Origin of the sequence: Variovorax paradoxus (assembly GCF_009498455.1) — a bacterium.
Classification (GTDB): Bacteria; Pseudomonadota; Gammaproteobacteria; order Burkholderiales; family Burkholderiaceae_C; genus Variovorax; species Variovorax paradoxus_H.
In genome coordinates, this window is the sequence record NZ_CP045644.1 from 5,565,713 (window position 1) to 5,586,981 (window position 21,269).

The following is a 21,269-nucleotide window of genomic DNA, read 5'->3' on the forward strand; positions in this document are numbered from 1 at the left end:
GCTTCACGATGCCCTCAATCGAACAGGAAATTCGTGACGACGGCGACCTGTGCGGGATCGACGAAAGTCGGCGCGTGGCCTACGCCCTCGAACTCGACGAGCGTGGCACGCGGCCCGCGCTGCGTCATCGCCGCAGCCGTCTCGGGCGACAGCAGATCGGACACCGCGCCGCGCGTGAGCAGCGTGCGCGCCTCGATGGCGTCGTACAGGCTCCACATCACCGCCCCGCCCTGCGCCGCGATTTCGGGCGTGATGGCGCGCAGCGGCACGCCGATGGCCGGGTCGTAGTGCAGCACCCAGGCGCCCTCGCCCACCGGGCCGGCACTGGCGGTCTTGGCGGCACCGTCGGCGCTGCGTTCGGACGCAGGCACCACCATGTGCTGCGACAACGCCCGCCACTGCTCGGGCGTGTGCGGCCCGAAAGTGGTCGACAGGGCCCACATCGCGTCGGCCGCGGCCTGCACGCTCGCAAACTGGCCGCTCTTCCCCACATACGCCCCGATGCGCTGGATGGCGGCGGGCTCGACCGTGGGGCCGACATCGTTCGCAACGAAGCGGCGAATGGGCCGTGGCAGCGGCAGCTCCTTGTGGCCGGCCAGCACGAAGCCGATCAGCCCGCCCATGCTGGTGCCGACGTAGTCGAGCGTGTCGATGGGATGTTCGCCGTGCAGCTGCGCGATCAGCGTCACCATGTCGGCCGCGTACACCGGCACTTGATAGAAAGCGGGGTCGCGCAGCCAGTCGCTGCGCCCGCGCCCGACGACGTCTGGGCAGACCACGCGCACATCGCCGCCTGCGCGCGCCACGATGGCTCGCGCCAGCACATCGAAATCACGCCCCTGCCGGGTCAGTCCGTGCACGCAGACCACGACATGCGCGCTGTGCGCGTCGCCCCATTGCCAATAGGCCATGCGATGACCGCCCTGGGGGTCGTTGCAGGCCACGTCGTGAAGGGTCGGTTCTGTCATGGAAACGGAGGGGTTCGGGTGCGGATAATGGTCTCGTTGCATCCTAATTCATCCGGAGATTGATCTTCATGCTCAAAGGCAAAACCGCGCTTGTCACGGGGTCCACCAGTGGCATTGGCTTCGCCATCGCCAAGGCGCTGGCCCAACAGGGCGCACACATCGTGCTCAACGGTTTCGGCGACGCCGAAACCCCCAAGGCCCAGATCGAGGTGCTCGGCGTGCGTGCCGAATACCACGGCGCCGACATGAGCAAGCCCGACCAGATCGAGGACATGATGAAGTTCGCCGCGTCGAAGTTCGGCCGCGTCGACATCCTCGTGAACAACGCTGGCATCCAGCACGTGGCGAAGGTCGAAGACTTCCCGACCGAACGTTGGGACGCGATCATCGCCATCAACCTCACGAGCGCCTTCCACACGACGCGCCTGGCGATTCCCGCGATGCGCGAGGCCAACTGGGGCCGCATCATCAACGTCGCGTCGGCGCACGGGCTCGTGGCCTCAGCGCAGAAGTCGGCCTATGTCGCGGCCAAGCACGGCATCGTGGGGCTGACCAAGTCGGTGGCGCTCGAAACCGCCACCACCGGCGTCACCTGCAATGCGATCTGCCCGGGCTGGGTGCTCACGGCGCTGGTGCAAAAGCAGATCGACGACCGCGCGGCACGCGAAGGCATTTCGGCCCTCCAGGCGCAAAACGAATTGCTGGGGAAAAGCAGCCCTCGCTGCAGTTCACGACGGTCGAGCAACTGGGCGGGCTGGCCGTCTTCCTGAGTTCTCCCGCGGCCGATCAGGTGCGGGGCGTCGCCTGGGCCATGGACGGCGGCTGGACGGCTCAGTAAATAAATAGAGAGATCCGGAAAACGCCGGAGGCATCGGCCCGCCGGCGCCGTGCGCTGCTTGCTTACTTGAGCTGCACCGAGCCGGAGACGTTCACGACCACGCTGGTCTTGCCCGCTTCCACCGGCACGGCCGAATCGGCGGCCGAGAACGACTTGGCCTGCATGGCCATCACGCGCGGGCGGATCGGACCGCTGTCGTTCGCGTTCACCGACACCTCGCGCAGCGTGTAGCCGCCGAAGCCGAAGCCCTTGGCCAGCTCGCCGGCCTTCTGCTTGAAGTTGTCGATGGCAATGTTCTGGGCCTCCGTCTCGGTCTTGGCGCGCTGTTCGCGGCTCAGGCCGAAGCCGACGTTGCCCACGCTGAGCGTGCTGATGCGTCCGGCCGTCTGGGTGATGCGCGCGAAGTCGCGGCCTTCGAGCACGAGTTCGGTCGAACCTTGCCAGCCGTTGATCTTGCCGTCCTTGGTGTAGCGCGGCGACAGGCTGAAGTTGCCGGTGCGCACATCGAGCTGACCCGGCTGCGCATTCTTCTTGGCTTCGGCCAGCGCGGCGTCGAGGGCGGTCTTGAGCTGGGTCTGCACGGTGCCCGCCTCGGCGGCATCGCGCGTGGTGACGAGGGTCATGCTCAGCAGGTCTTGCTGAACTTCGACGGTGCCGGAGGCCGACAGCTGGAGCACGTTTTGTGGAGCAGGCATGACGGCATTCTGGGCCAAGGCGGCCCCGGCAAAGGTCAGCGCGGCGCAGGCCGCGATCAATCGAACAGTCTTCAAGACGGTTTTCTCCCTGGTGGATGCGAGGAAAGCCCTCGCCCGCGCGGTCTTCAGTGGCGCAGGCTGCGCGGCACGGTTTGCGGACGGGCGACGGGCTGCGGTACCGGCACGATGCGCTCGGCAGGCTGTGATTCTGCCGAATTCAGAAGAACGCCCGTTCCTGCGGGCACCCACTGCCCGCGGACCTGCTGTCTCAGCTCGAACAGCTCGCCCGCCGTGAGGCGGCGTCCTGCCAGCGCTTCGCCGCGGCGCTGCTCTTCGCGCTGGGCTGCCCGATGCGCAGCCACGGCGTCACGCACTTCGCTGCGGCGCACTTCACCGACCCGTAAAAACCCTTCGGAAGCGACGGACGTCGCACCACAAGCGCAGGCGAGAAAAAGCAGAGGCAAGGCAGAAAAAGAAGGTCTCATCGAGCAATCGTCATAAGGCAGCACGGACTGTGCCACCGCTGGGCAAAGCCCGGATGACCAGAGCGCGAGCGCCCGCAAGTTGTGTAACTTAGTGTCAACCACTACGGAATTCGGCAGCAATGGGGTGCTAACGCCTTCAGAATCGGCGCTGTTACAAATTCAACGTTGTAGAAATGACTCAAGTTCCCGCTCGCACCGACAAGATCGTGATCGTCGACGACGACGCCCGCATCCGCGACCTCCTGCGCCGCTACCTGACGCAGGAAGGATTCGAAGTGATCGTGGCCGAGGACGGCAAGGCGCTCAACCGCATCCTGTTGCGCGACACGGTCGATTTGATCGTGCTCGACCTGATGATGCCCGGCGAAGACGGTCTCTCGGTGTGCCGCCGCCTGCGTGCCGCCAACGACCGCACGCCGATCATCATGCTCACCGCCAAGGGTGAAGACGTGGACCGCATCGTCGGTCTCGAAGTCGGCGCCGACGACTACCTCGGCAAGCCCTTCAACCCGCGCGAACTGCTGGCCCGCGTGCACGCCGTGCTGCGCCGCCGTCCGCCGCTCGAGGCGCCGGGCGCCCCCTCCACCGAGAACGAGACCGTCACCTTCGGCCCGTTCGCCTTCGACCTCGGCTCGCGCACCCTGAAGAAGGACGGCGAAGAACTCTCGCTGACCACCGGCGAGTTCGCGATGCTCAAGGCGCTGGTGCGCCACCCGCGCCAACCCCTGTCGCGTGAAAAGCTGGCCCAGCTGGCACGTGGCCGCGAGTTCGAACCGTTCGACCGCAGCCTGGACGTGCAGATCTCGCGCCTGCGCAAGCTGGTCGAGTCCGACGCCGCGGCGCCGCGCTACATCCAGACCGTCTGGGGCGTGGGCTACGTGTTCGTGCCGGACGGCACGGCCTGACGCCCCGCTGAGAGGTGGCCATCGGCCTCCATTCCGCCCGACCTGACCCGGCCCAGGAGGACGGTGCGCAGGTCACGATGCCGAGCCCGCTCGAAGCGAGCGCGCAACGTGACCGCCGCCCCGGCCTCAAGCTGGGCTTCAGCCTTTTCTGGCGCACCTTCTTTCTGCTCGCGCTGCTGCTGATCGGCTGCACGGTCGCCTGGCTGCAGACCTTCCGCTCGCTCGAGTACGAGCCACGCGCGATCCAGACCGGGCACCAGATCGCCTCGCTCGTGAACCTCACGCGCGCGGCGCTCGTGTATTCGGACGCGATCACGCGGGTCTCACTCATCAAGACGCTGGCCGACCAGGAAGGCGTGCGCATCCTGCCGCGCGAACCCAACGATCGCTTCCAGCCCTACACCAGCGGCGCGCTCGACGAGCGCGTCACCGAAGAGCTGATCGCGCAACTCGGCGAAGGCACCACCGTGGCCAGCCGCGTGAACGACGAGGCCGGCCTGTGGATCGGCTTCACCATCGAGAGCGACACCTACTGGCTGCTGCTCGATCCCACGCGCTTCAGCCGCGTGGGCGGGCGCACGTGGCTGGTCTGGCTCAGCACGGCGATGGCGCTGTCGCTCGCGGGCGCGGCGCTGATCACGCGGCTCATCAACCTGCCGCTCAAGCAGCTGTCGCGCGCCACCTTGCAGGTGCGCGAGGGCGAGTACGAGGCGCACCGGCTCGACGAGCGCGCCCGCACCAACGAAATCCGCGCGGTGAACATCGGCTTCAACCGCATGGCCGATCAGCTCGCCAAGATCGAGCAGGACCGCGCCATCATGCTGGCCGGCATCTCGCACGACCTGCGCACGCCGCTGGCGCGGCTGCGGCTCGAAACCGAGATGAGCGTGGCCGACGAAGACGCGCGCGACCACATGGCCGCCGACATCGCGCAGCTCGACGCGATCATCGACAAGTTCCTCGACTACGCCCGCCCCGACCACGTCGACCAGCGCCCCGTGCTGCTGCGCGACGTGATCGACGCATGCACCTACGCCGTGCAGGACTACGAAGAGATGAACATCCACGTCGACGTGCCCGCCGACCTGAAGGTGATGGGCGACGAGGTGGAACTCACGCGCGTGATCTCCAACCTGGTCGAGAACGCGCGGCGCTACGGCAAGACGCCGTCGACCGGCGTGGCCGACGTCACGATCCAGGCGCAGGCCAACAACGACGCGGTGCTGATCAAGGTGCGCGACCACGGCGCGGGCGTCGAGCCTGCCCTGCTCGTGCAGCTGACCAAGCCCTTCTTCCGCGGCGACGCGGCACGCACCTCGGCGGCCGGCGCCGGCCTGGGGCTGTCGATCGTGGCGAAGAACATCGAGCGCATGGGCGGCACCTTCGCGCTCACCAGCACGCCGGGCCGGGGCCTCGCGGCCCACATCCGTATGCCGCGCGCGATGCCGGCGAGCACCAGCAAGCCCAGCGACGTGCCGGGCAAGAAGCAGGTCGCCTGAAACGCTGACGCGTCAGCGGTGCAGCAGCACGGCGGCGCGGGCTTCCATCGCCCGCCCCTCGCCCACCGGGCCGAGCTTCTCGGCCGTCTTGGCTTTCACATTGACCTGATCGAGCGCGATGCCCAGCGTGTCGGCGATGCGCTGGCACATGGCCGGAATGTGCGGCGCCAGCTTGGGCGCCTGTGCGATCACGGTGCTGTCGACGTTGCCGATTTCCCAGCCCGCCGCACGCACGCGGCGCGCCGCCTCGGCCAGCAGCACGGCCGAATCGGCGCCACGAAACTGGGCGTCGGTGTCGGGAAAATGCCGGCCGATGTCGCCCAGCCCGGCACCGCCGAGCAGCGCATCGGTGATGGCATGCAGCAGCACGTCGGCGTCCGAATGCCCGAGCAGGCCGGTGGTGTGCGGCACCTCGATGCCGCCGAGGATGAGCTTGCGCCCCGCCACCAGCTGGTGAACGTCCCAGCCTTCGCCGATGCGGATGTTGAACGGGGTCGTTGTCATGCCATGGCCTTCTTGCGGCCGAGCAGCACCGCCTCGGCCAGTGCGAAATCTTCAGGGAACGTGACCTTGAAGTTCTGTGCGCTGCCGGGCACCAGCAGCGGCGCCAGGCCGAGGCTTTCGATGGCGCTGGCCTCGTCGGTCACCACGTCGCCTACGCGCTCCAGCGCGTCGAGCAGCATGCCGATGCGGAACATCTGCGGCGTCTGCGCGAGCCACTTGTCGGCGCGCGGCAGGGTCTGGGTCGCGCGGCTGTCGGTCGACGACACCTTCAGCGTGTCGGCCAGCCGCTGCGCCAGCAGGCCGCCGACGGCGTCGTGCTCGCAGGCGGCAATCAGCGCCTCGATCTGGCTGGACGTGACCAGGCAGCGCGCCGCGTCGTGCACCAGCACCCAGTCGTGCGCGCCCGCGCCCTTCTGGCGCAGCGCCGCCAGGCCGTTGCGCACCGAGGCGGCGCGCGTCAGGCCGCCCACGCGCAGCAGGTGCTCGCCGTTCGAGGGAAAGCGCGGCAGCGCCGTCTGCACCTCGCGGTCGTCGGGCGACACCACCACGGCCACCCCCGCGAAACGCCCGGCCATCGCGCGAAACGCGTCCACCGTGTGGGCCACCATCGACTGGCCCGCAAGGCGCCGGTACTGCTTGGGCTGCGTGCCGCCGGCACGGTGGCCGGAGCCGGCACAGGGGATCAGCACGTAGAAACGGGAAGATGACATGAGGGGTGCGGCACGGGCCAATGGCCGACAAGCGAATAAGGGGCCGCCATTCTAGAATTGACATTCGCACACCCCTCGCCGTCCGGCGCGGGGTGTCGTGCATTTTTCGAGCCGCTCCATGGACCTCCCCCTTCTCCCGGCGGGCAAGCGATTCACGCTGCCGCGCCCCCCGTTGTCCGCCGATGCGCTGATGCTGGCCCAGCTCGGCATGCGCGAGAAGGCCGCGGGCCGCGCCACCGCGATGTTCACCGCCGACGCGAACGACGCCCAGCGGCTCATCGACGAAATCGCCTTCTTCGCCCCCGAACTGCGCTGCGCCCTCTTCCCCGACTGGGAAACGCTGCCCTACGACAGCTTCTCGCCGCACCAGGACCTGATCAGCGAGCGCCTGGCCACGCTGTGGCGCATCAGCCAGAAAGAGGCCGACGTGGTGCTGGTGCCCGCCACCACCGCGCTGTACCGGCTCGCGCCGCCCGCGTTCCTGGCCGGCTACACCTTCCACTTCAAGGCCAAGCAGAAGCTCGAGGAATCGAAGCTCAAGGCCCAACTCACGCTGGCCGGCTACAGCCATGTGACGCAGGTCGTGAGCCCGGGCGAGTACGCGGTGCGCGGCGGCCTGATCGACCTGTTCCCGATGGGCTCGCTGGTGCCGTTCCGCGTCGACCTGTTCGACGACGAGATCGATTCCATCCGCACCTTCGACCCCGACACCCAGCGCAGCCTCTACCCCGTGCCCGAGGTGCGATTGCTGCCGGGCCGCGAGTTCCCGATGGACGACGACGCCCGCGCGCGCTTTCGCAGCCGCTGGCGCGAACTGCTCGAGGGCGACCCGACCAAGAGCCGCATCTACAAGGACATGGGCAACGGCGTGGCCACCGCCGGCATCGAGTACTACCTGCCGCTGTTCTTCGACGAGACGGCCACGGTGTTCGACTACCTCGGCCCCGACGCGACCGTGGTGCTGCACGGCGACCTCGAACCCGCGTTCCAGCATTTCTGGCAGGACACCAACGAGCGCTACCGCCTGGTGCAGGGCGACCCCGAGCGCCCCGCGCTCCCGCCCGAGGCGCTGTTCCTCAACGCCGAGCAGTTCTATCAGCGCGCCAAGCCGCACGCCCAACTGGCCATTCGCGGCGACATCGCTACCGACGCGCCCTACGCCGAGTTCGACAAGCTGCCGCCCTTTGCCGTGGTGCGCGGCGCCGAAGACCCGCTGGTCGGCCTCAAGGCCCACATCGCCGCCACGCCGCACCGCGTGCTGCTGATCGCCGAGAGCGACGGCCGCCGCGAGAGCCTGCTCGACTTCCTGCGCGCCAGCGGCGTGAACCCGCCGGCCTTCGACTCGCTGGCTGAGTTCGAAGCCTCGGGCGACGAGAAGATCGGCATCGCCACCGCCGCGCTGGCCTCCGGCTTCGCGTGGCGCGAACAGGCGATCGACTTCGTCACCGAGACCGAGCTGTTCGCCACCGCGCCCACCACGCGCCGTCGCAACAAGAAGCAGGAACAGGTCAGCGATGTCGAGGCGCTGATCAAGGACCTGTCCGAGCTCAACGTCGGCGATCCGGTGGTGCACTCCGCGCACGGCATCGGCCGCTACCGCGGCCTGATCCACATGGACCTGGGCCAGGGCACCGACGCCGACGGCAAACCGCTGCTGCAGGAAATGCTGCACCTGGAGTACGCCGACAAGGCCACGCTCTACGTGCCCGTGTCGCAGCTGCACCAGATCAGCCGCTACACCGGCGTGAGCGCCGACGAGGCGCCGCTGCACAAGCTGGGCTCCGGCCAGTGGGAAAAGGCCAAGCGCAAGGCCGCCGAACAGGTGCGCGACTCGGCCGCCGAGCTGCTCAACATCTACGCGCGCCGCGCGGCGCGCGAAGGCCATGCCTTCCGCTACTCGCCGGCCGACTACGAGGTGTTCGCCAATGACTTCGGCTTCCAGGAAACCGCCGACCAGAAAGCCGCGATCCACGCCGTGGTGCAGGACATGATCTCGCCCCAGCCGATGGACCGCCTCGTGTGCGGCGACGTGGGCTTCGGCAAGACCGAGGTCGCGCTGCGCGCCGCCTTCATCGCCGTCACCGGCGGCAAGCAGGTGGCGTTCCTCGCGCCGACCACGCTGCTGGCCGAGCAGCACTACCAGACGCTGGTCGACCGTTTTGCCAAGTGGCCGGTGAAGGTGGCGGAGATGAGCCGCTTTCGTTCCGCCAAGGAAATCTCGGCCGCCGCCAAGGGCCTGGCCGAGGGCCAGGTCGACATCGTGGTCGGCACGCACAAGCTGCTGTCGCCATCGATCAAGTTCAAGAACCTGGGCCTGCTCATCATCGACGAGGAGCACCGTTTCGGCGTGCGCCACAAGGAGGCGATGAAGGCGATGCGCGCCGAGGTCGACGTGCTCACGCTCACGGCCACGCCGATTCCGCGCACGCTGGGCATGGCGCTCGAAGGCCTGCGCGACCTGAGCGTGATCGCCACCGCGCCGCAGCGCCGGCTGGCCATCAAGACCTTCGTGCGCAACGAGGGTACGGGCGTGATCCGCGAGGCCGTGTTGCGCGAGCTGAAGCGCGGCGGACAGGTCTACTTTCTGCACAACGAGGTCGAGACCATCCAGAACCGGCGCCAGAAGCTCGAAGAAATCCTGCCCGAGGCCCGCATCGCCGTGGCCCACGGCCAGATGCCCGAGCGCGAGCTGGAGCGCGTGATGCGCGACTTCGTGGCCCAGCGCTACAACATGCTGCTGTGCTCGACCATCATCGAGACCGGCATCGACGTGCCCACCGCCAACACCATCGTGATGAGCCGCGCCGACAAGTTCGGCCTCGCGCAGCTGCACCAACTGCGTGGCCGCGTCGGCCGTTCGCACCACCAGGCCTACGCCTACCTCATGGTGCCGGACACCGAGGGCCTGACCAAGCAGGCCTCGCAGCGGCTCGAAGCGATCCAGCAGATGGAAGAACTGGGCTCGGGCTTCTACCTCGCGATGCACGACCTCGAGATTCGCGGCACAGGCGAAGTGCTCGGCGAGAACCAGAGTGGCAACATGATGGAGATCGGCTTCCAGCTCTACAACGAGATGCTCAGCGAGGCCGTGCGCTCGCTCAAGGCCGGGCAGGAGCCCGACCTGCTGTCGCCGCTGTCGGTGACGACCGAGATCAACCTGCACGCGCCCGCCCTGCTGCCCGACGACTACTGCGGCGACGTGCACCTGCGGCTGTCGTTCTACAAGAAGCTCGCCACCGCGAAGACGCCCGACCAGATCGATACGCTGCTCGAAGAAATCGTCGACCGCTTCGGCAAGCTGCCACCGCAGGCCCAGACGCTGATCGACACGCACCGCCTGCGCGTGCTTGCGCGGCCCTACGGCGTGATCAAGGTCGATGCCGCGCCGGGCATCATCAACATCACCTTCAAGAAGGACGCGCCGGTCGACGGCATGGCCATCATCCAGCTGATCCAGAAGAACAAGCACATCAAGCTCGCCGGCAACGAGAAGCTGCGCATCGAGCGCGAGCTGAAAGAGCCGAAGGACCGCGCGCAGATGGTGCGCGACGTGCTTCGCAGCCTCGGTCAACCCCTCGTCAAGGAAATCGCCCCCGCATGAGCGCTACAGAATTTTCCCCCGGCCTCGTCCTCCAGCGCGTGAAGCCGCCGCTGAAGCTCGCCGACTTCAAGCTGATCGCGTTCGACATGGATTCGACGCTGATCAACATCGAATGCATCGACGAGATCGCCGATGCCGTCGGCAAGAAGGCCGAGGTGGCCGCGATCACCGAAGCCACGATGCGCGGCGAGATCAAGGACTTCAAGGAAAGCCTGCGCCGTCGCGTGGCGCTGCTGCAGGGCGTACCCGTGGCCGCGCTGCAGCAGGTGTACGACGAGCGACTGAAGCTCAACCCGGGCGCCACCGAACTGGTCGCGGCCTGCAAGGCGGCCGGCCTCAAGGTGCTGCTGGTGTCGGGCGGCTTCACCTTCTTCGCGAACCGCGTGAAGGACCGGCTGGGCATCGACTTTGCACGCTCCAACCTGCTCGACGAAGCCGACGGACAGCTCACCGGCCAGGTCGTGACGCAAAGCTGGGGCGACATCTGCGACGGCGCCGAAAAGCGCCGCACGCTGCTCGAAGTGGCGTCGCTCATGGGCATCTCGCCGCAGGAGACCATCGCCGTGGGCGACGGCGCCAACGACCTGCCGATGATGGGCGAGGCCGGGCTGTCGGTGGCCTATCACGCCAAGCCGAAGGTGCGCGAGCAGGCCATGGTGGCGATCAACGAAGGCGGGCTCGACCGCGTGCTGGAGATCCTGAAATGACATCTTCTGCAGCAGCTGCCGCCCCGCTCTACCGCGCCGACGCGCTGCGCGACTACGCCAGCGCCCTGCTGCAGAAAGCGGGCCTTGCGGCCTCGATGGCCGACAGCGTGGCAGGCACGCTGGTCGAAGGCGACCTGCTGGGCCACGACACGCACGGCCTCGCGCTGCTGGCCGGCTACGTGAAAGAAATCGAATCGGGCGGCATGACGCGCGACGGCGCGCCCGAGGTGCTGTCCGACCGCCCCGCCGCCGTGCTGTGGGACGGCAAGCGCCTGCCCGGCCCCTGGCTCATGGACCAGGGCATGGACCTGCTGGTGCCGCGCGCCCGCGAACTGGGTACGGCCTCGCTCGTGATCCGCCGCAGCCACCACATCGCCTGCCTCGCGGTCTACATGCTGCGCGCACTGCAGGAAGACATGCTGATGCTGCTGGCCTGCTCCGACCCCAACACCGCCAGCGTCGCGCCCTACGGCGGCACGCAGGCCGTGTTCACGCCGAATCCACTGGCGATGGGCTTTCCGCTGTCGCAGGGCGGCGTGATGGTCGACATCTCGGCCTCGATCACCACCAACGGCATGAGCAACCGCAAGCGCGCGGCCGGCGAGACCTTCGCCGAAGAGTGGCTCATCGACGCATCAGGCCAGCCGTCGAACAACCCGCAGGTGCTGTTCGACCAGCCGCCCGGCACGCTGCTGCCCGTGGGCGGCCTGAGCCACGGCCACAAGGGCTACGGCATGGCGTTGCTGGTCGAGACGCTCACGGCCGGCCTCGCAGGCCACGGCCGCGCCGACCCGCCCGAAGGCTGGGGCGCGACGGTGCACCTCACGCTGCACGACCTGAACGCCTTCGGTGGCAAGGAAGCCTTCCTGCGCCAGATGGACCACGTGGCGGCGAAGTGCCGCGACAACGCGCCCGTCGACCCGGCCAAGCCTGTGCGGCTGCCGGGTGAAGGCGGGTTGAAGCGTCGGGAAGCGCAATCGGCGAACGGGGTGCGGCTGCACCCGTCGATTGCGCGCTCGCTGCAGGAGGCGGAGCAGCGGCATGGCCTGCGGATGGCGCAGGCGCTGATCTGACATCTGACGGGGTTTATTCCTCGTCGTCGTTCTCGGCGTGCTCGGGCGCGCCCGCAGGCCTCGGCTGGCGCTTGCCTGGCTTGGCCAGGATCTCGACGTAGAACTGCGTGCCGCCCTCTTTCACCACACCGTCGATGAGGCCGGTGATGGCCGTGAGGTGGATGGTTTCGGCGGATTCCTGGGCGGTGCCGAACTTGCAGTCGAAGTCCCAGAAGTCGGCGCCTTCGGGCAGGTCGCGGCGGCGCTCGCGCTTGATGTACTTGCGAATCTCGTGCTTGACGGCTTCGAGGTGACGGTCGGGGTGCTTGCCCTCGACCTGAAGCTGGAAGGTTTTTCTCATGGTCGATGGTAACCCGGCCCCGCCCTGGGGCGGCCCGGCGGCGATGGCAGGCCCTTCACGGGTCCGGCCGCTGTGTACAGTCGGCGCATTCAACGGATTACAGGTGAAAGCATGGCACGCGCAAACGACTGGGCAAGCAAGGTGATGGCATTGGTGAACGGCGGCAACGCCCCGGCGGCGATCGCGCAGATCAAGGTCGCGCCCTCGGTCAAGGACCTGAAGGCGCTGCAGACCATCATGACGCTCTCCAAAATGAAAGGCCGCTATCCGAACGTGGATGCGGCCATTTCAGAGAACCTGGACCTGCTGGCGGCACCCCGCCTGCACCGGTCCCCCTGACGATTTACTACAGGGCCTGGCCGAGGCGCTTCACGCCTTCTTCGATCTTCGCGATGTCGGCCGTCGCAAAGCTCAGGCGCAGCGTCGCCACATCGGGCTTCTCGGCGAAGAACGGCGCGCCGGGCACGAAGGCCACCAGCTTTTCGATCGCACGCTTGGCCAGCTCGTTGGCATCGGCCAGCTTGCCGTTGGCGCCCGTGAGGCGCGCCCAGAAGAACAAACCGCCGTTGGGCTGCGTGAAGCTCACCGCATCGCCCAGCTCGCGCGTCAGCGCCGCGCCCATCGCTTGCGCACGCTGGCCGTAGACCTCGCGCACATGCGCCAGCGTGCCGGGCATGCGGCCGCTCTTGAGGTACTGCGCGGCCGTGGCCTGCGCGAAGGTGCTGGTGTGGGCGTCGCTGAACTGCTTGCACATCGTCGCCTTGGCCAGCAGCTCGGGGGGCGCGATCATCCAGCCGATGCGCAGGCCCGGGCTCAGCACCTTGCTCAGGCTGCCGCAATGCGCCAGCAGCTCGCGGCTGCCGGGCACGTCCTTGCTCAGCGACATGATCGACGGCGGCGGCGCTTCACCGAAGTACAGGTCGCCGTAGGGGTCGTCCTCGACGATCAGCGTCTGGTACTTCACGGCCAGCTCGAGCACCTTCTTGCGACGCTCCAGCGTCAGCATCGCGCCACTGGGGTTGCCGAAGGTGGGGATCAGGTAGACGAACTTGGGCTTGTGCTCGGCGATGAGCTTCTCGAGCTCGTCGGTCTTCACGCCGTTGGCGTCGATGGGCGCGCTGATGAGCTGCGCGCCGTACAGGCGGAAGCACTGGATTGTCGCCAGGAAGGTCGGGCCTTCGACGATCACCTTGTCGCCGGGCGAGATCATGGTCTTGCCCAGCAGGTCGAGCGCCTGCTGGCTGCCGGTGGTGACGATCAGGCCGCTGGGGTCGACGTCGACGCCCTTGGTCTTCATGAAATCGGAGAGCTGGTTGCGCAGCGGCTCGTAGCCTTCGGTGGCACCGTACTGCAGGGCCCCGCCGGCCTCTTCGGTGAGCGCTTTCTGGCTCGCCTCCTTCAGGCCCTCGACGTCGAACATGGCGCTGTCGGGAAAGCCGCCCGCAAAACTGATGATGCCGGGCTTGCCCAGCAGCTTGAAGAGTTCGCGGATGGCAGAGGTTTCGACGTTGTCGAGGCGGGAGGCGAATTGCATGATGGTCGGTCTCACTTTCTGGGCGTCATTGTCGCGAAAGCCCGGGCAGGAAAGCTGCGTAGGGCCATGGCTTTTCGACGATATATTGCATCCATCGCCGCAAACGCCGGTGCTCGCCCTGCCTTCCGCGGCATGCGCCCCGCGAGCCCCTCGCAATGAACAGCGGCCCTCACGATCCATGAAAAAATCCGACATCCCCCTCTTCTTCGCGACCCTGCAGGCCGCCAACCCCGAGCCGCGCACGGAGCTCGAATACACCACGCCCTTCGAGCTGCTGGCCGCGGTGCTGCTGTCGGCGCAGGCCACCGACGTGGGGGTGAACAAGGCGACGCGCCGGCTCTATCCGGTGGCGAACACGCCGCAGGCGATCCTCGACCTGGGCGTGGAAGGGCTGGAGTCGTACATCAAGACGATCGGGCTGTACCGCAGCAAGGCCAGGCACCTGATCGAGGCCTGCCGCATGCTGGTCGAGCTGCATGGCGGCGAGGTGCCGCGCACGCGCGCCGAGCTCGAGGCGCTGCCGGGCGTCGGGCGCAAGACGGCGAACGTGGTGCTCAACGTGGCTTTCGGCGAAGAGACCATCGCGGTCGACACGCACATCTTCCGCATCGGCAACCGCACCGGGCTTGCGCCCGGCAAGACGCCGCTGGACGTGGAACTCAAGCTCGAAAAGCGCATCCCACCCGAGTACCGCCTGCACGCGCACCACTGGCTGATCCTGCACGGGCGCTATGTCTGCGTGGCGCGCAAGCCGCGCTGCTGGGAGTGCGCGGTCGCGACCTTCTGTAGCTTCAAGCCCAAGACGCCGGCCCCCAAGACCGCCTGAGCGGCACACACACATCGCACATGACGACCACAACGATTTTCAAGACGACACCGCCCGCGGCCCTCCTCCTGCTCGCGGCACTGTGTAGCGCGGGCTCCGCCTGGTCGCGCGACGGCGTGCTGCCGCCGGAGACGATGGCGCTCTACGGCGGGCGCTGGTCCGCCAACTGCGCCGACGCAGCGGCGCCGACGCTGCAGGTGCGCGAAGACATGCTGATCGCCGAGCGCGGCAAGCGCCGCGTCGTGGGCCGCGAACCGGACACGGCGCACAGTTTCTTCGGCAACCAGGCGCCGCCGCCGAACTTCGACGTCGCACTGATGAGCCGCGTGGACAAGGGCGATCACGCAATGCTGAATTTCCTGGTCTTTCGCGATGCGCGCGGCCAGTCGATCACGCTGAAGGCCGACAAGCCGGTGATGGGCCAGTTGGGGCCGGAGCTGATGAAGCAGCGGTACTGGCGCTGCGACGGCGCGGCGCGCGCCGCAACGCCGCCCGCCGAACCCGCGACTGCCACCCCCAAGCCGCCGGCACCCGCCACGGGCAGCCCGGCCGCCCTCGCCCGCGGCCCGGCGATGGACAAGGCCTGGCGCGCCGCGCTGGGCACGCGTGAGACCGAACCGTGGCTCGTGCGCCGCGAAGGTCCGGCGCCCGAGCCGCAATGGGTGACGGTGGACGGCACGCGCTATCTGCTGCATGCCTTCTGCAAGCCGCACGATTGCCACGACCACAACGCGATCGCGCTCTACGACCAGGGCTCGGGTCGGCTCTACGGCCTGGTGCAGCGCAACGGGCAGAACCAGCTCGTGGGCGGGCCCTCGCCGCAGTTCGCAGGGCAGCTCGACCGGCTCTGGCGCGAGCAGTGGCGCGCCAAGAACTGACGAGATCCCCTCAGGTCGGTGCGGCGACCACGCGCCAGTCGCCGAAAGCCGCCGCGTCGTTGGGCCATTGATCGGCCCGTTCGGGGCATGACACGCCCTGCGACAGCAACTGCACCGCCCGCAGCACGCCTGCATGCGTGACCCACAGTGCATCGGCGCCGGTCGCCAGCCAGTCGGCATGCGCGGCGGCCACGCGCTGCATGAAGCCGCGCACGCTCTCACCGTCGCCGCCGGCCGGGGCGTCGGCGAAACGGGTCGTCCAGGCCTCGAACTCTTCACGGGCCACGGCCGACCACAGGCGCCCTTCCCAGGCGCCGAAATTCATCTCGGCCAGGCGTACATCGCGTCGCACCGAGAGATCGGGCCGCAGCGCGACGATGGCATCCGCCAGCATGGCGCAACGCCGCAGCGGCGAACTCCACAGCACGATGCCGGCCGGCAGCACCGACGCGATGCGCTCTGCCGCGGCCTGTGTGCCGTCGACGTGCGCGTCAATGTCAGTCGCGCCGTAGCACAGACCCTGCGGCGCGATCACCGGCGCGTGGCGCTGCAGCCAGAGCTGGGCCGTCGCAGTGCTCATGCCTTCCACGCCAACGCGAGGTAGATCGCCAGCTCGCACACCTGCTGCGTGGCGCCGAGCCCATCGCCCGTGAAGCCCTGCAGGCGACGCACGAAGAGCCGCGCCATCCAGCCGGCCGCGAGCGCCAGCGCCACGAGCGCCGCGCCCACGTGCACCGCGTCGTGCGCGCACAGCAGCAACGCCACGACGGGCACGGCCCAGAGCACGGCGACGAGCAGCGCACCGCCGCTGATCGCGTCGGCCAGCGGCTTGGCCTTGCTGCCGCTGCTGTCACCCACATAGGGCAGCCAGCGGATCAGGAACAGCGGCGCCAGCCGCGACAGCACATGCGCGCCAACGATGGACACCGCCACCACGTCCAGCCCGCGTGCGGCCAGCGCGGCCAGCAGGCCGAACTTCAGGCCCAGCGCCAGCACCAGCGCGACCGCGCCGAAGGCGCCGATGCGCGAGTCCTTCATGATCTCCAGCGCCCGCTCGCGGCTGGCCGAACCGCCGAGGCCGTCGGCCACGTCGGCCAGGCCGTCTTCGTGGAAGGCGCCCGTGAGCATCACGGTGGCGACGGTGCTCAGCACGGCCGCCGCAAAAGCCCCGCCGACGCCCGGCAGGCCCGCACCCACCGCCACGAACACCGCTGCGGCCACCCCGCCCGCAATCCAGCCGATGGCCGGCAGGTGCGCCGCGGCGGCGCGCAGCATCTGCGGGCTGAAGCCGACCCAGGCAGCGAGTTGTCCCGTCACCGGCACGCGCGTGAAGAACTGGACGGCCAGCAGGAAATGGCGCACGCCGTTCATTGCTGGCGCGACACGCCCGCCGATTCGAAGCTCGCCATCTCGCGCAGGATGCGGCAGGCCGACTCGAGCAACGGCCACGCCAGCGCGCCGCCCGAGCCTTCGCCCAGGCGCAGGTCGAGGTTCAGCAAGGGCTCGAGCCCGAGCTGCTTCAGCAGCAGCGCATGTCCCGGCTCGGCCGAGCTGTGCGCCGCCACGCAGCGCTGCGTCACCTGCGGCCGGATCGCCTGCGCGACCAGCACGGCGGCGCTGGCGATGAAGCCGTCGACCACGATCACGCGCCGCTCTTGCGCCGCCTGCAGCACCGCGCCGACCAGTGTCGCCACCTCGAAACCGCCGAACGCGGCCAGCGCCTCGAGCGGCGCGGTCGCGCCCGCGTGCAGGGCGAGCACCTCGCGCAGCACCTCGCGCTTGCGTGCGAGGCCATCAGCGTCGAGCCCCGTGCCGGCGCCGGTGCACAGGCCGATCTCCAGCCCGGCCAGGCGCGACAACAGCAGCGCCGCGGACGAGCTGTTGCCGATGCCCATTTCGCCGAGCAGGAGCGCATTGCCCGGCAACGCGCGCACGACCTCGCGGCCGTTGGCGATGGCCTGGGCGCATTGCTCGGGCGCCATGGCGGGGCCGGCCGAGGCGTCGGCCGTGCCGGCGCCGATGCGCCGCGACACCAGGCCGGGGCGCGGCTGGAAGTCGCGCCGCACGCCGCAATCGACCACGGTGAGCGCCAGGCCATGCTGGCGCGCCAGCACGCTCACGGCCGCACCGCCCGCCAGGAAGTTCTCGACCATCTGCCAGGTCACGTCGCTCGGATAGGCCGACACGCCGCGCGCCGCCAGCCCATGGTCGCCGGCGCATACCAGCATCTGCGGCGCGTCGAGCACGGGCTGCTCGGTGCCGAGGATGGTGCCGATGCGCAGCGCCAGCGCTTCGAGGCGGCCGAGCGCGCCGACCGGCTTGGTCTTGTTGTCGAGCGCGGCCTGCAGACGCGCCGCGAGTGCGGCGTCGGCGATGTCTGGAACAGCGGGAATCAAATCGGTGTCGGTCATGCGATCAGGCCGGCGAGCACGCCGGCGTCGAAGTGGGTGTCGATGAAGTCGGCCAGGCCGTCGAAGGTGGCGTCCAGGGTGGGCGCCGTGGTGCCGAACAGCGCCTGCAGCGCGGCCGGGTCTTCAAACAGGCCGTGCAGATAGAGGCCCAGCACGTTGCCGCGCGCGTTCTGCCAGGCCAGGCCCTCGGGCATCACGGCGTGGCCGTCGTGGGCCAGTTGCGGGTGGGCGGCCGTCTGGCCGTGGTGGATTTCGTAGCCGGCGATGCGCACGCCCGACAGCCCGGCCCAGGGGCCTGCGACCAGATTGCCGGCGAAGGCCGCCTCGCGGTGCCGCACGGTCTTCTCGCGCTCGAACACAGTCACGAGCGGCAGCAACCCGAGGCCGGGTGCATTGCCGTCGATGCCATGCGGATCGACCAGCGCTTCGCCCAGCATCTGCAGCCCGCCGCAGACGCCCAGCACCGCACCGCCGCGTCCGGCGTGCTCGGCCACCGCGCGGTCCAGGCCCTGCGCGCGCAGCCAGGCCAGGTCGCCGCTCGTGTGTTTGGAGCCCGGCAGCACGATCCAGTCGGCGCCGGCCACGTCGGCCGGCGTGCGGGCCCAGACCAGGCGCACGCCGGGCACGTTCTTCAGCGCCTGGAACTCGTCGAGGTTGCTCAGGCGCGGGTACGCGACCACCGCCACGGTGCGCGTGACCACGCCGCTGGCGCGGCTGCGGTCGTCGAACACGCCGTCTTCCTCGGGCAGGCCGTGCTGCCACCACATCGGCAGCGTGGCCACGGTGGGCACGCCGGTCAATTCCTGCAGTTGTTGCGGCGCGGGCGCCAGCAGCGAGGCGTCGCCGCGGAACTTGTTGAGCACGAAGCCCTGGATGAGCGCCCGGTCGGCCTCGGGCAACAAAGCCCAGGTGCCGTACAGGTGGGCGAAGGCGCCGCCGCGGTCGATGTCGGTCGCGAGCAGGCAGCGCGCCTGCGCATGGCGGGCGACGCGCATGTTGACGATGTCGCTGGCCATGAGGTTGATCTCGGCCGGCGAACCGGCGCCCTCGATCACGACCACGTCGTTCTCGGCGCGCAATTCGTCGAAGGCCTGCACGATCTGCGGCCAGACGCGTTCGCTGCGCCCGCGCCACGGCAGGGTCGAGAGCGACTCGCTCACCTGCCCCATCAGCACCACCTGGCTGTGGGTGTCGCGCTCGGGCTTGAGCAGCAGCGGGTTCATGCGCACATCGGGCACGGCGTTGGCGGCCAGGGCCTGGAAGTACTGGGCGCTGCCAATCTCGCCGCCCTCGACCACGCGGGCGTTGTTGCTCATGTTCTGCGCCTTGAACGGCGCCACCCGCAGCCCCTGGCGGGCATACCACCGGCACAGCGCGGTGGCCAGCCAGCTCTTGCCGGCGCCGCTCGTGGTGCCCAGGACCATGACGCAGCGCGCCGGTCCGCTTGTTGCTCTGGAACTCATCGGGGGATTGTCGTTGAGCGCCGAACTGAAACCGGAAGGCCGACTCAGACGTAATAAGAGTGAGGCCCCTCAGGGGCGCACCCCAAAAACCATGCCCGCCCTCAACGATCTGGCGCTGACGGTCGAGGAGCGCGAGCCGGGCCGGTTCTACTGGCTCCTGCTCGAAGCCGTCCACGACACCGGCAGCACCGCCGACACGCTCGGCTACCGGCCGTTGCGGGTGGCTGCGCGACCACAGCCCAGCTATTCGAGCGCGCTCGCACTGGGTGCTGCGGCGCTGAATCAGGTGGCCGCCACGGCGACGCATCCGGGCCCCGGCGACAGCGCCTGAGCCCGGACGGCGCCGTTGATCAGCGGGTCGCCACCTTTTCCGCCGCCGGCACTTCCCAGCCGCCGCCGATCGCGCGAATCAGCCCCACCGTCGCCTGGTACTGGGCCGACTTCACCTGCAGCGCCTGGCGCCGGTTGCGCAGCTCGCTGCGGCGCGCGTCGAGCAGGTCGAGCTGGCTCACGTAGCCGTTGCGGTAGCGCGTGTCCGACAGGCTGGTGGCGCGCTGGGCCGAGGTCACGGCCTGCGCCTGCACCACCGACTGCTCCTGCAGGATGCGGATGGCGGCCAGCTGGTCTTCGACCTCCTGGAACGCCACCAGGACCTGCGAGCGGTAGCTGGCCAGCGCACCGTCGAGCTGGGCATTGGCGCCCTGCACGCCGGCTTCGCGGCGACCGCCGTCGAAGATCGGCAGCGACAGCAGCGCGCCCACGCCCCACGAGCGCGCCGACCACTTGAAGAGGTCGCCGATCTCGGGCGAGGCGTAGCCGGCCGCGCCGGTCAGCGAGATGTTCGGGAACCACGCGGTCTGCGCCACGCCCACGCGGGCCTGCGCCGCCATGACAGCGCTCTGCGCGGCCGACACGTCGGGCCGGCGCGTGAGGACCGTGGACGGCACGCCCGGCGGGATCACCGGCAGCGCGGTGCCCCAGTCGTCGGGCCGCATGCCGAAGCTGGAGGCCGAATCGCCCACCAGCACGGCCAGCGCATGTTCCACCTGGGCGCGCTGGCGGTCGAGCGCGAGCGCGTCCGATTCGGTGGACGACACCTCGGTCTGCACGCGCGCCACGTCGAGCTCGGCGATGTCGCCGGCCTGCTGGCGGCGCTGCGTGAGGCGCAGCGTGTCGCGGTAGGCGGCGACCGATTCGCGCACCAGCACGCGCTCGGCGTCGAGCGCGCGCAGCTGCAGGTAGGTCTGCGCCACCTCGGCCTGCACCGCGAGCCGGGTGCTCTGCAGCAGCGCCTCGCGGCCCGCCGCGTCGAGCTTGGCCGCATCGGCCGCGCCCGAGAGGCGGCCGAACAGGTCGACCTCGTACGAGAACGTGGCGCCGATGTTGGTCATGGTGCCGGGCCGGGTGCTGGCCGTGGCCTTGTCCAGGCCCGCACCGCGGTTGGCGCCGGCGCCCAGGCCGATCTGCGGCAGGCGGTCGGCCTGCGCGCTGCGTGCCAGCGCACGGGCCTCGGCCAGCCGCGCGGCGGCGGCCTGGATGTTGGCGTTGTCGACGGCGGCGCGCTCGACCAGCGTGTTGAGCACCGGGTCGTTGAACGCCAGCCACCACTCGCCGCGCGGTTGCGCCTCGGCGGGCGTGGCGCGGGTGAAGCCGGCCGGGGCCGTGGCGCCCGGTTGCTGCTGCGGCTGTTCCTTGAACTGGGCCGCGGTCGGCACCGAGGGCATGCCCGAGGGCACGCTGGCGCAACCGGCCAGCACGAGGGCCGCCACCAGCGGCAGCATGGCGGTGCGCAGCGGGCGCATCAGGGTGGGGATTCCGAATGTCATGGAAAA

At 69.3% G+C, this 21,269-nt stretch carries 21 protein-coding genes and 1 pseudogene; 10 read left to right on the forward strand and 12 right to left on the reverse strand.

The features are described from left to right. Positions 1–14: 14 nt before the first annotated feature. A complete protein-coding gene (locus tag GFK26_RS25675; protein WP_228121784.1) occupies positions 15–968 on the reverse strand; it encodes an alpha/beta fold hydrolase in 954 nt (317 codons plus the stop codon). 68 nt (positions 969–1,036) lie between these two features. Here GFK26_RS25675 and GFK26_RS25680 point away from each other — a divergent pair. Beyond that, positions 1,037–1,806, forward strand: a pseudogene (locus GFK26_RS25680) (3-hydroxybutyrate dehydrogenase). A 62-nt stretch (positions 1,807–1,868) separates the two neighbouring features. Here the strand turns inward: GFK26_RS25680 and GFK26_RS25685 are convergent. Together GFK26_RS25685 and GFK26_RS25690 are read right to left on the reverse strand one after the other, a co-directional pair. Beyond that, entirely contained in the window at positions 1,869–2,576 is a 708-nt protein-coding gene (locus GFK26_RS25685; protein WP_101493002.1) for an SIMPL domain-containing protein, read from the reverse strand. A gap of 50 nt (positions 2,577–2,626) precedes the next feature. After that, positions 2,627–2,986, reverse strand: a complete 360-nt coding sequence (locus GFK26_RS25690; protein ID WP_153286108.1) for a hypothetical protein — start codon at positions 2,984–2,986, stop codon at positions 2,627–2,629. Positions 2,987–3,159: 173 nt separating this feature from the next. On the opposite strand from GFK26_RS25690, the gene ompR reads away from it, so the two are divergent. Together ompR and GFK26_RS25700 are read left to right on the forward strand one after the other, a co-directional pair. Further along, positions 3,160–3,891: a two-component system response regulator OmpR gene (gene ompR, locus GFK26_RS25695; protein ID WP_007837017.1), complete on the forward strand. Its 732-nt coding sequence runs from the start codon at positions 3,160–3,162 to the stop codon at positions 3,889–3,891. A gap of 77 nt (positions 3,892–3,968) precedes the next feature. After that, positions 3,969–5,390 (forward strand): sensor histidine kinase, encoded by a 1,422-nt coding sequence (locus GFK26_RS25700; RefSeq protein WP_153286109.1) that lies wholly within the window; start codon positions 3,969–3,971, stop codon positions 5,388–5,390. Positions 5,391–5,402: 12 nt separating this feature from the next. Here GFK26_RS25700 and ispF read toward each other — a convergent pair whose 3' ends face one another. Together ispF and ispD are read right to left on the reverse strand one after the other, a co-directional pair. Then, positions 5,403–5,894: a 2-C-methyl-D-erythritol 2,4-cyclodiphosphate synthase gene (gene ispF, locus GFK26_RS25705; RefSeq protein WP_070060518.1), complete on the reverse strand. Its 492-nt coding sequence runs from the start codon at positions 5,892–5,894 to the stop codon at positions 5,403–5,405. After that, positions 5,891–6,604 carry a 2-C-methyl-D-erythritol 4-phosphate cytidylyltransferase gene (ispD, locus tag GFK26_RS25710; protein WP_153284452.1) on the reverse strand — a complete coding sequence of 238 codons (714 nt, stop codon included), beginning with the start codon at positions 6,602–6,604 and terminating at the stop codon, positions 5,891–5,893. Before ispD ends, ispF begins: the two co-directional genes overlap by 4 nt. Before the next feature lie 118 nt (positions 6,605–6,722). On the opposite strand from ispD, the gene mfd reads away from it, so the two are divergent. From mfd to GFK26_RS25725, 3 genes are read left to right on the forward strand one after another with little or no spacing between them, the layout of a single operon-like run. Continuing rightward, on the forward strand, positions 6,723–10,205 hold the full coding sequence (mfd, locus tag GFK26_RS25715) for a transcription-repair coupling factor (protein WP_153284453.1): 3,483 nt from the start codon (positions 6,723–6,725) through the stop codon (positions 10,203–10,205). Beyond that, positions 10,202–10,912 (forward strand): phosphoserine phosphatase SerB, encoded by a 711-nt coding sequence (gene serB / locus GFK26_RS25720; RefSeq protein ID WP_153284454.1) that lies wholly within the window; start codon positions 10,202–10,204, stop codon positions 10,910–10,912. Before mfd ends, serB begins: the two co-directional genes overlap by 4 nt. Continuing rightward, positions 10,909–11,985, forward strand: a complete 1,077-nt coding sequence (locus tag GFK26_RS25725) for an Ldh family oxidoreductase (protein WP_153284455.1) — start codon at positions 10,909–10,911, stop codon at positions 11,983–11,985. The genes serB and GFK26_RS25725 overlap by 4 nt, the downstream gene beginning before the upstream one ends. 13 nt (positions 11,986–11,998) lie before the next feature. Here GFK26_RS25725 and GFK26_RS25730 read toward each other — a convergent pair whose 3' ends face one another. After that, entirely contained in the window at positions 11,999–12,325 is a 327-nt protein-coding gene (locus GFK26_RS25730; RefSeq protein ID WP_153284456.1) for a DUF6172 family protein, read from the reverse strand. Positions 12,326–12,436: 111 nt separating this feature from the next. Here GFK26_RS25730 and GFK26_RS25735 point away from each other — a divergent pair, with 111 nt between their 5' ends. Beyond that, positions 12,437–12,664, forward strand: coding sequence for a hypothetical protein (locus GFK26_RS25735; protein ID WP_056581383.1), 228 nt, complete (start codon positions 12,437–12,439; stop codon positions 12,662–12,664). A 7-nt stretch (positions 12,665–12,671) separates the two neighbouring features. Here the strand turns inward: GFK26_RS25735 and GFK26_RS25740 are convergent, their stop codons facing one another. Beyond that, on the reverse strand, positions 12,672–13,859 hold the full coding sequence (locus GFK26_RS25740; protein ID WP_153284457.1) for a PLP-dependent aminotransferase family protein: 1,188 nt from the start codon (positions 13,857–13,859) through the stop codon (positions 12,672–12,674). Positions 13,860–14,037: 178 nt separating this feature from the next. On the opposite strand from GFK26_RS25740, the gene nth reads away from it, so the two are divergent. Continuing rightward, positions 14,038–14,685 (forward strand): endonuclease III, encoded by a 648-nt coding sequence (nth, locus tag GFK26_RS25745; RefSeq protein ID WP_153284458.1) that lies wholly within the window; start codon positions 14,038–14,040, stop codon positions 14,683–14,685. A 20-nt stretch (positions 14,686–14,705) separates the two neighbouring features. Beyond that, entirely contained in the window at positions 14,706–15,563 is an 858-nt protein-coding gene (locus tag GFK26_RS25750; RefSeq protein ID WP_153284459.1) for an Ivy family c-type lysozyme inhibitor, read from the forward strand. Positions 15,564–15,573: 10 nt separating this feature from the next. On the opposite strand, the gene GFK26_RS25755 is transcribed toward GFK26_RS25750, so the two are convergent. The 4 genes from GFK26_RS25755 to GFK26_RS25770 are packed head-to-tail and all read right to left on the reverse strand — an operon-like array spanning position 15,574 to position 19,437. Beyond that, a complete protein-coding gene (locus tag GFK26_RS25755; protein ID WP_153284460.1) occupies positions 15,574–16,143 on the reverse strand; it encodes a histidine phosphatase family protein in 570 nt (189 codons plus the stop codon). Beyond that, positions 16,140–16,934, reverse strand: a complete 795-nt coding sequence (locus tag GFK26_RS25760; RefSeq protein WP_153284461.1) for an adenosylcobinamide-GDP ribazoletransferase — start codon at positions 16,932–16,934, stop codon at positions 16,140–16,142. The genes GFK26_RS25755 and GFK26_RS25760 overlap by 4 nt, the downstream gene beginning before the upstream one ends. Further along, positions 16,931–17,974 (reverse strand): nicotinate-nucleotide--dimethylbenzimidazole phosphoribosyltransferase, encoded by a 1,044-nt coding sequence (gene cobT / locus GFK26_RS25765; protein WP_153284462.1) that lies wholly within the window; start codon positions 17,972–17,974, stop codon positions 16,931–16,933. Before cobT ends, GFK26_RS25760 begins: the two co-directional genes overlap by 4 nt. Continuing rightward, on the reverse strand, positions 17,971–19,437 hold the full coding sequence (locus GFK26_RS25770) for a cobyric acid synthase (protein WP_153284463.1): 1,467 nt from the start codon (positions 19,435–19,437) through the stop codon (positions 17,971–17,973). The genes cobT and GFK26_RS25770 overlap by 4 nt, the downstream gene beginning before the upstream one ends. A 91-nt stretch (positions 19,438–19,528) precedes the next feature. On the opposite strand from GFK26_RS25770, the gene GFK26_RS25775 reads away from it, so the two are divergent. Then, positions 19,529–19,768 (forward strand): hypothetical protein, encoded by a 240-nt coding sequence (locus tag GFK26_RS25775; RefSeq protein ID WP_153284464.1) that lies wholly within the window; start codon positions 19,529–19,531, stop codon positions 19,766–19,768. A gap of 19 nt (positions 19,769–19,787) precedes the next feature. Here GFK26_RS25775 and GFK26_RS25780 read toward each other — a convergent pair whose 3' ends face one another. Further along, on the reverse strand, positions 19,788–21,263 hold the full coding sequence (locus tag GFK26_RS25780) for an efflux transporter outer membrane subunit (RefSeq protein ID WP_153284465.1): 1,476 nt from the start codon (positions 21,261–21,263) through the stop codon (positions 19,788–19,790). Positions 21,264–21,269 lie beyond the last annotated feature (6 nt).

Coding starts and splice junctions, on each gene's coding strand:
- GFK26_RS25690 (WP_153286108.1), bottom strand. CDS start 2,986: ATGAGACCTTCTTTTTCTGCCTTGCCTCTGCTTTTTCTCGCCTGCGCT.
- GFK26_RS25730 (WP_153284456.1), bottom strand. CDS start 12,325: ATGAGAAAAACCTTCCAGCTTCAGGTCGAGGGCAAGCACCCCGACCGT.
- GFK26_RS25735 (WP_056581383.1), top strand. CDS start 12,437: ATGGCACGCGCAAACGACTGGGCAAGCAAGGTGATGGCATTGGTGAAC.
- cobT (WP_153284462.1), bottom strand. CDS start 17,974: ATGACCGACACCGATTTGATTCCCGCTGTTCCAGACATCGCCGACGCC.
- GFK26_RS25740 (WP_153284457.1), bottom strand. CDS start 13,859: ATGCAATTCGCCTCCCGCCTCGACAACGTCGAAACCTCTGCCATCCGC.
- GFK26_RS25725 (WP_153284455.1), top strand. CDS start 10,909: ATGACATCTTCTGCAGCAGCTGCCGCCCCGCTCTACCGCGCCGACGCG.
- ispD (WP_153284452.1), bottom strand. CDS start 6,604: ATGTCATCTTCCCGTTTCTACGTGCTGATCCCCTGTGCCGGCTCCGGC.
- GFK26_RS25780 (WP_153284465.1), bottom strand. CDS start 21,263: ATGACATTCGGAATCCCCACCCTGATGCGCCCGCTGCGCACCGCCATG.
- GFK26_RS25755 (WP_153284460.1), bottom strand. CDS start 16,143: ATGAGCACTGCGACGGCCCAGCTCTGGCTGCAGCGCCACGCGCCGGTG.
- ompR (WP_007837017.1), top strand. CDS start 3,160: ATGACTCAAGTTCCCGCTCGCACCGACAAGATCGTGATCGTCGACGAC.
- GFK26_RS25700 (WP_153286109.1), top strand. CDS start 3,969: ATGCCGAGCCCGCTCGAAGCGAGCGCGCAACGTGACCGCCGCCCCGGC.
- GFK26_RS25775 (WP_153284464.1), top strand. CDS start 19,529: ATGCCCGCCCTCAACGATCTGGCGCTGACGGTCGAGGAGCGCGAGCCG.
- GFK26_RS25675 (WP_228121784.1), bottom strand. CDS start 968: ATGACAGAACCGACCCTTCACGACGTGGCCTGCAACGACCCCCAGGGC.
- GFK26_RS25760 (WP_153284461.1), bottom strand. CDS start 16,934: ATGAACGGCGTGCGCCATTTCCTGCTGGCCGTCCAGTTCTTCACGCGC.
- GFK26_RS25750 (WP_153284459.1), top strand. CDS start 14,706: ATGACGACCACAACGATTTTCAAGACGACACCGCCCGCGGCCCTCCTC.
- nth (WP_153284458.1), top strand. CDS start 14,038: ATGAAAAAATCCGACATCCCCCTCTTCTTCGCGACCCTGCAGGCCGCC.
- ispF (WP_070060518.1), bottom strand. CDS start 5,894: ATGACAACGACCCCGTTCAACATCCGCATCGGCGAAGGCTGGGACGTT.
- mfd (WP_153284453.1), top strand. CDS start 6,723: ATGGACCTCCCCCTTCTCCCGGCGGGCAAGCGATTCACGCTGCCGCGC.
- GFK26_RS25770 (WP_153284463.1), bottom strand. CDS start 19,437: ATGAGTTCCAGAGCAACAAGCGGACCGGCGCGCTGCGTCATGGTCCTG.
- serB (WP_153284454.1), top strand. CDS start 10,202: ATGAGCGCTACAGAATTTTCCCCCGGCCTCGTCCTCCAGCGCGTGAAG.